Source organism: Catenibacterium sp. AM22-6LB (assembly GCF_003435615.1).
Lineage (GTDB): Bacteria > Bacillota_I > Bacilli_A > Erysipelotrichales > Coprobacillaceae > Catenibacterium > Catenibacterium mitsuoka_A.
Window position 1 is genome coordinate 23316 of record NZ_QTUM01000027.1, and the last position, 6779, is coordinate 30094.

5 protein-coding genes are annotated in these 6779 nt (G+C 32.2%); all 5 read right to left on the minus strand.

Annotated elements, in window-relative coordinates:
- Positions 1–32: 32 nt before the first annotated feature.
- Positions 33–803 (minus strand): sulfite exporter TauE/SafE family protein, encoded by a 771-nt coding sequence (locus tag DW269_RS07205; protein ID WP_199410007.1) that lies wholly within the window; start codon positions 801–803, stop codon positions 33–35.
- Positions 804–810: 7 nt separating this feature from the next.
- The gene (locus tag DW269_RS07210; protein WP_117459164.1) at positions 811–1242 is read right to left on the minus strand and encodes a MarR family winged helix-turn-helix transcriptional regulator; all 432 of its coding nucleotides are present in this window, start codon (positions 1240–1242) and stop codon (positions 811–813) included.
- A 129-nt stretch (positions 1243–1371) separates the two neighbouring features.
- Positions 1372–3042, minus strand: coding sequence for an ABC transporter ATP-binding protein (locus DW269_RS07215; RefSeq protein ID WP_117459165.1), 1671 nt, complete (start codon positions 3040–3042; stop codon positions 1372–1374).
- Positions 3043–3157: 115 nt separating this feature from the next.
- Positions 3158–5263: an SWIM zinc finger domain-containing protein gene (locus DW269_RS07220; RefSeq protein ID WP_117459166.1), complete on the minus strand. Its 2106-nt coding sequence runs from the start codon at positions 5261–5263 to the stop codon at positions 3158–3160.
- A 23-nt stretch (positions 5264–5286) separates the two neighbouring features.
- A complete protein-coding gene (locus DW269_RS07225; RefSeq protein WP_117459167.1) occupies positions 5287–6627 on the minus strand; it encodes an MATE family efflux transporter in 1341 nt (446 codons plus the stop codon).
- Positions 6628–6779 lie beyond the last annotated feature (152 nt).

The following is a 6779-nucleotide window of genomic DNA, read 5'->3' on the forward strand; positions in this document are numbered from 1 at the left end:
CTTCTTTACATCAAATGTAAAGAAGACTTTTTTTATTTCACCATTGAGAATGCAAGTACCACAATACCTAATATAACTAGAATAATACCTGTCACTCTATTTAATGTTTCTGGAGTCGCTTTATTCGCAAAGCGTGCTGCAATTCTTGCCCAGATGAATGTAAAGATAACACATAGAATCCATACACCCCAATCAGGTGTCCCACCAATCGCAAAATGAGATACAGCTCCTGTTAAAGCAGTGAATGTCATGATAAAGACACTTGTTCCTACTGCTGTCTTAAGTTCATAACCTAATACAGAAGTGAGAATAAGAAGCATCATCATACCTCCACCTGCACCAATGAAACCACAGATAAAGCCAATAATAACACCACAGATTACTGACTGAATGGCTCTTTTTTGAGGAGAGACTGCTTCCATAGATTCTTTTGTTGTCATAACTGGTCTAAGGATAAACTTTATTCCAAGAAGCATTGTCATAAAGACTGAGAAATTACCCATAGTGGCTGCTGGTACTAAACTAGAGATATAGCTTCCTACTATTGTAAAACATAATACAGAAACCATCATGATTAAACCATTTCTAATATCTAGATTCTTGTTTTTACCATATTCATAAGAAGAAACTGCACTTGCAAGTACATCTGAAGATAAAGCAATCCCCACAGCCATATAAGGATCCATCCCTAAGAAAGTAATCAACATTGGACTGATAACAGCCGCAGCACTCATACCTGCAAAACCAGTACCTAGACCAGCACCCATACCCGCAAAAAATGTAACAAGAATAGTCATTAACACTGTCATATTATTGATCCTCCAATATCCTATCAAGATTATCTTCCATGATTTCCATACCTTTAAATAATATTTCTTTCATGGAATCATCCATGTTATTAAATAATGTGTCTTTAAAATCTTTCTGAACTAAGCGTCCTTTTTCTATAATAGAATCTGCCTTAGAAGTACATATAAGTTCTGTCTTACGGCGATCTCCTGCTACTTCTTTTCTTTCTAGACACCCTTCTTTTACAAGCTTATCTACATTTATAGAAACAAGATTGGCTTTAATTTTTCTTACTTCTACAATATCTCTTGCTGTCTTATATTGAGGATTATTCGATAAAAACATCAGTATATCAAAAGCTGTTTGTGGTAATTTCATTTCTTGACACAGTGGTTTACACATAACACTGTATGCATGAGCCATTTTATTTGGAAACTCTATATTAAAATACATGCTCTTACCTTCTTTCATATTTAGATAGTTCATTTATGAACTATTATAATATCAGAAGTCAATAAATGATACTATATTTTTGTCTTCAGATAAAAAAATAGGAGACATTACAAGAATATCTCCTACTTTTCATCCTTTATACAAAGAGTAGAATACTCCTTTTCTATCTAGAAGAACTTTAAAAGTACCTGATTCTACAATAGTTCCATGATCTAGTACGAGTATTTCATCGAATCTCTCTAATAGATTATCTTCTAATCTATGAGTAATCATGATACATGTATTATTCCTATTCAACAAATTCTTTTCTACTTCTTTTGCGGTTACATGATCTAAGTTAGATGTGGGTTCATCATAGATCAATAAATCTGCATTCTTTAATAAAGTTCTTGCAATACTGATTCTCTGTTTTTCTCCTCCAGAGATATTATTCCCATTTTCATTGATGACAGTATCTAATCCATCAGGTAATGATTCTACAAAATGATCTAATCCTGCCTCATGTACGATTTGATTAACCTGTTCTATTGAATAATCATTATAATAAGTAATATTGTTTCTTAGTGTATCATTGAGAATAGGTGCATTTTGATGAACCATGGATAAATGAGAGTAAACACTACTCATATCAATTTCATTGAGATTTACATCATTGATAAAGATATTTCCTTTGTAGTTATCATAGTAATTTAAAAGAAGCTTAACGATAGTGGACTTCCCACATCCACTATTACCGACAATCGCATACTTCTTATTTTTAAGAAATTCATAGCTAAAATCATGAATGATCTCTTTGTTTTCAGTATAACCAAATGATATATGATCCATAGTGATTTGATTTAGACCATTTATTTTAATTCCAGTTTGAACCATTTTAATATCCATATATTCTTTTAATTTAAGTTCAATAGGTTTTGTGCTCTTTAATAATGGAAGTTCACTAGATAATCGTCCTAAAGGATTCGCAATATTATTTACAAGTTGTGTGATTGCCATCATTTCACCAATAGTAATTTGATTCTTGATGACAAAATAGAGTGATATAAGTGTTGTCATAACACTTACACCAAGTGATGATAAAGTTGAAAAACCAGCTATGATTCCTTCACAATATCTAAAGTTTTCCATACTTTCTTCATATATATTATCTGCATGATCAAAGTTATCTATTACTTTATGAGTCACCTGGAAACATTTTATGATTTCAAAAGAATTGAAGAAATCCTTAATCTTCACATTCAAATCACTGAATTTATTAATAGAATCTATCTGCTTATGGGATAATATTTTACCTAATAATACAGGTACAAATATCGCAATCACATTAATTAATATGATTATGACAGCAAGTTCAAATTGGAATGAGATGACTGCAACTAAACAAATGAAGAATTGAGATAAGTCAGAGATGATTGTGAGAAGGTTATCAAAATAATTCTTTTCAAGTATCTTTAAATCATTATTAAATATGCTCGTATAGACTGAAGTGTTTTCCCTATTGAAGTCTTTGATACTCTTTGAGAATATGCCTTTAAATAAATCATGTTTCAAAGACAACATGACTTTCTTGAGAAATTTTGCTTTAAAGAAACCTCTTAGTATATGAAGAGTAAAATTAATGATGATAAAGAAGATAGTAAGAATCATCACATGGTAAAACTGTGTAATATTTTTTGCGGTTGAGGTATCAATCATTCTTTTGAGAATATTAGCTAAAAAGACAGACATAAGACCTGCTGTTGAAAACAAAACAATGCAAATAGAAAAATAAAAGAGATTTGATTTGATATATTTCTTCATATTAGATTGTACCTCCCCTTTCTATCGATATATCTTTATTAATTATAAAGCTATCTGTAAATACAATCTATGCTTTTTAATAAATCGCAAAAAAAGAAACCTGTGAATAGGTTTCTTAAGATACTTCCTTATGATAATTCATTGCTTCTATAACTTCTTGTCTTTTTACTTCATAAGCCTGACCTGTATGCTCATCTAGAATATCCAGTGCTTTCTGATAGTCACCTTTTCTCACATAGTAATCAACATAATTGACTTGTACTGCTTCACTATCTGCATACTGACTTAAATAATCAAGAATCACTGATTCTTCTTTACCTGATTCTATAAGTAAATCCAAACCATATTTTGTCCAGCGTTCATAAATCAGCTTTTGGAGTTCTCTGTCATCATAAAGAGATGAATAGAGAATCTTCTGATGAATAAGATTGAACTTCAAATCATAGAACTGCTTACTATCAAAATCATTTAATAGTACTGGATCAATCACACCTTCATAAAATGGCATGCAGCAGTCACTGTAAAGTTCCTTCACTGCATAAAAGGCATCTTCACTAGAAGGATAGATTTTTATAAGTTGTCTCAAATACACATGAATATCTTTAAGAAAATCATAGACTTCTTTCTTTGGGTCTAAGCATGTGACTTTACAAAATGCGCAGGCAATAAGCGCATGTGCTGTCTGATAATCACGTTTTGATATAAGTTTACTTAAAGAGATACGAAGATACTTTTTTAACTTCTTTAAAAGCGTTGGTATATGATCTTCATTATCATCTATCAGTTCTACTAGATAGTCTAAGTATTTATCTTGAATTGTAGTTGTTTCAATAAGATCATTAAAGCGTTGCTGTAAAGACTCATTGAATCTCATTTCATCAAACAGAAGCTGTTCTAATTGATCTCTTGGAAGTGTATGAATATGTTCTTTAAGTTCTTTTATAAACTTGATATCTAGTTTTTCTTTGATATCATCATAATTTTCATAATCACTACATGCAAGTAATACAGCTGCCATATGCTTACAATGATGTCCTTTATTGGCATATGGACAGTCACAATACATGCCAGTGACCTGTTTATCCTTTAAATCTATAGTAACATGATAATCATCTGACCCTTCTACTACAGCCGCAATACCATAAGGCTCCTGATAGAGCTTCTTGATCTTCTTTTTATAAAAGTAATCATAACCACGTTTTAAGATGACATCTGTAAACTGGTCTGCCCAATCTATCATATTAAGATTTAAACAAGGTGCAATCTCCTTTTTCATCTTAAGTAAATCTTCATCTTCTTGATGATACTTTAATCCAAGTTCAACGACTTCAAGAGCTTTATTATTATTTCTATTTTCTAAACAAGCATTCGCATATCGAATAAATACAGGTGCATAATTATGATATGTATCAAGGAAATGAAGAATGTCCTGATAGGACATATGCGCTTCCTGCATCATCTTTAATCCAATGCTTATCCAGCGAGAGTATTGCATACGTCCAACCCAGTTATCTTTCAAAGCATCACTGCCTAGAATCATATGATTCACAATACGATACTTGTCTTCATATAATTCTGTTTCATTAAAACATTCTAGAAAGACTTCAGTAAGATACTCTTCATCTTCTTTCTCATACTTATGGAAATGGTACTCTCTTTCAAATACATCTAATAAAGTCTTCTTATTATGACTGCAGGAAACGATTATTTTTAAATCATTCTTAAGTTCTTCTAAAATATCGTCTTTTTCTTCAGGAATAGATGAAATGAGATAGAATGTTTCAATCACCAAATTAAGTGATGCAAGAGAGTCTTCTGTTATTGTAGGAAGAATTGAACGTTTATAGGAAATGAGTTTATTGATCATCTGTTTATAGCTTCGACTCTCTGTAATAATATCTCTGATTACAGACTTGTACTTTTCATCAGTATTGACTTCTTGAAAATCATGGAATTGATATATTTGTTTAGGATCATAGGCATAAAGAAGTGCTGCAATATGTTCACAATATTCATCTTCATTCTCACAGCTGCAATCCATATCTTCTATCATTCCATCACGCAAATAAACAATAGAGTAATAGTCTTCATCATCAAATATGCTTCCTTTGATTGCATATTCATTATGTTGAATGTCTTCTACTGCACCTCTTTGGTAGAGTTCATATCCTCTCTTTAATGTTCTTGGAGTGAACAATTGATTCCATCTTATCTTATCCATAAATGTACCTCTCTTAGAATCAATTATAGCACACTTAATTCATCTTTCTTCTTCAATATACGATATGCGATTAAACAAATAATCACTGATAATAATGATCCTAAAGGAGCGGCAAGTCCCATTGGAAACAAGTTATGAGGATACAAAATAGAAGCAATATAAGAACCTGGTACTCTGACTAATGAAAGAGAGATGATATTGTGAATAAAACCAATATAGCTCTTACCATCAGCCGCAAAGTAACCACTAAAGCTAAAGTGAACCCCTGCAAATATTGTATCAATAATATAAGAACTGATATATTGTGCACCTAGTAAGATTACCGTTGTATCTTTAGTGAATAAGCCAAGAAGTGTAGGTGCAGCACATTCTACAATCAAGGCAACAATGATTCCATAGAGAGTAGCAATTATAACTGCATATTTTAATACAGTACGGGCACGCCCGTAGTCTTTGGCACCGATATTTTGTGCAGACAAAGCTGATACAGTCGCAAGCATTGTAGAAGGGATAATAAAGATGGCAGTGATCATTTTTTCTACGATACCTACTGCAGCGGCATCATTTAAGCCACGACTATTCGCAATAATAGTAATGATGATAAAACCAATCTGAATACATCCATCCTGAATTGCGACAGGAAAGCCTACTTTTAAAATCTGTCTAAATACCTGAGGTTGAAGATGAAGGTCTTCTTTTTTGATATGAATATCAGAGGTACGATATCTCATTGAGATGAGTGCGATAATAACACTCACGCTTTGTGATACAGTGGTTCCAAGTGCTGCCCCTATTGGTCCCATATGAAATAATCCAATAAAGAGATAGTCTAAGACAATATTTAATAAACAAGCAATCGCAATAATATACATTGGGCTTTTAGAATCCCCTAAACCTCTGTATATAGAACTGATGATGTTATAAGCAGTAATGAAAGGAATCCCTATAAAGCAGATGACAAGATACTGTACAGTTCCAGTCATTGCTTCTTGTGGGACATTGAGTAACACAACAAGTGGTTTAACAAAAATAAGCAATAGAATAGTAGAAACAATAGAAATACATGCAAAGAGTGTAATCGTATTACCTATTGTTTTTTCTACGAGTTTATGTTTCTTTGCCCCTACCGCATGACTAATAGAAACAGTAACCCCCATAGCCAGTCCGACAAGAATCGCTGTCAACATATGCATGACCTGACTCCCATTAGAAACAGCTGTAATTCCATCTACCGCATTAAATTGCCCCACTATAAATAGATCAGCCATACCATAGAGTGTCTGTAAGAAATAAGATAACAGATAAGGTATCGCAAAAAATGCAATATGTTTAAGTAAGTTTCCTGATGTAGCATTATTTTCCATATAAATTCCTCCTTTGTACTCTAAACAGGATCGGTATATTATAATTTTCATATCTAATATAGTCAATGATAATTTCAACTATTCGAGTAGAAATATTTTACCTCAATTGTAAAATGAAACTGGAATTAAGGAATTGGGATAAAGGGGCATGC

What these genes read in the sequence shown, in the direction of transcription:
- DW269_RS07210 (WP_117459164.1), bottom strand. Translation starts at nt 1,242, where the DNA reads ATGTATTTTAATATAGAGTTTCCAAATAAAATGGCTCATGCATACAGT.
- DW269_RS07215 (WP_117459165.1), bottom strand. Translation starts at nt 3,042, where the DNA reads ATGAAGAAATATATCAAATCAAATCTCTTTTATTTTTCTATTTGCATT.
- DW269_RS07220 (WP_117459166.1), bottom strand. Translation starts at nt 5,263, where the DNA reads ATGGATAAGATAAGATGGAATCAATTGTTCACTCCAAGAACATTAAAG.
- DW269_RS07225 (WP_117459167.1), bottom strand. Translation starts at nt 6,627, where the DNA reads ATGGAAAATAATGCTACATCAGGAAACTTACTTAAACATATTGCATTT.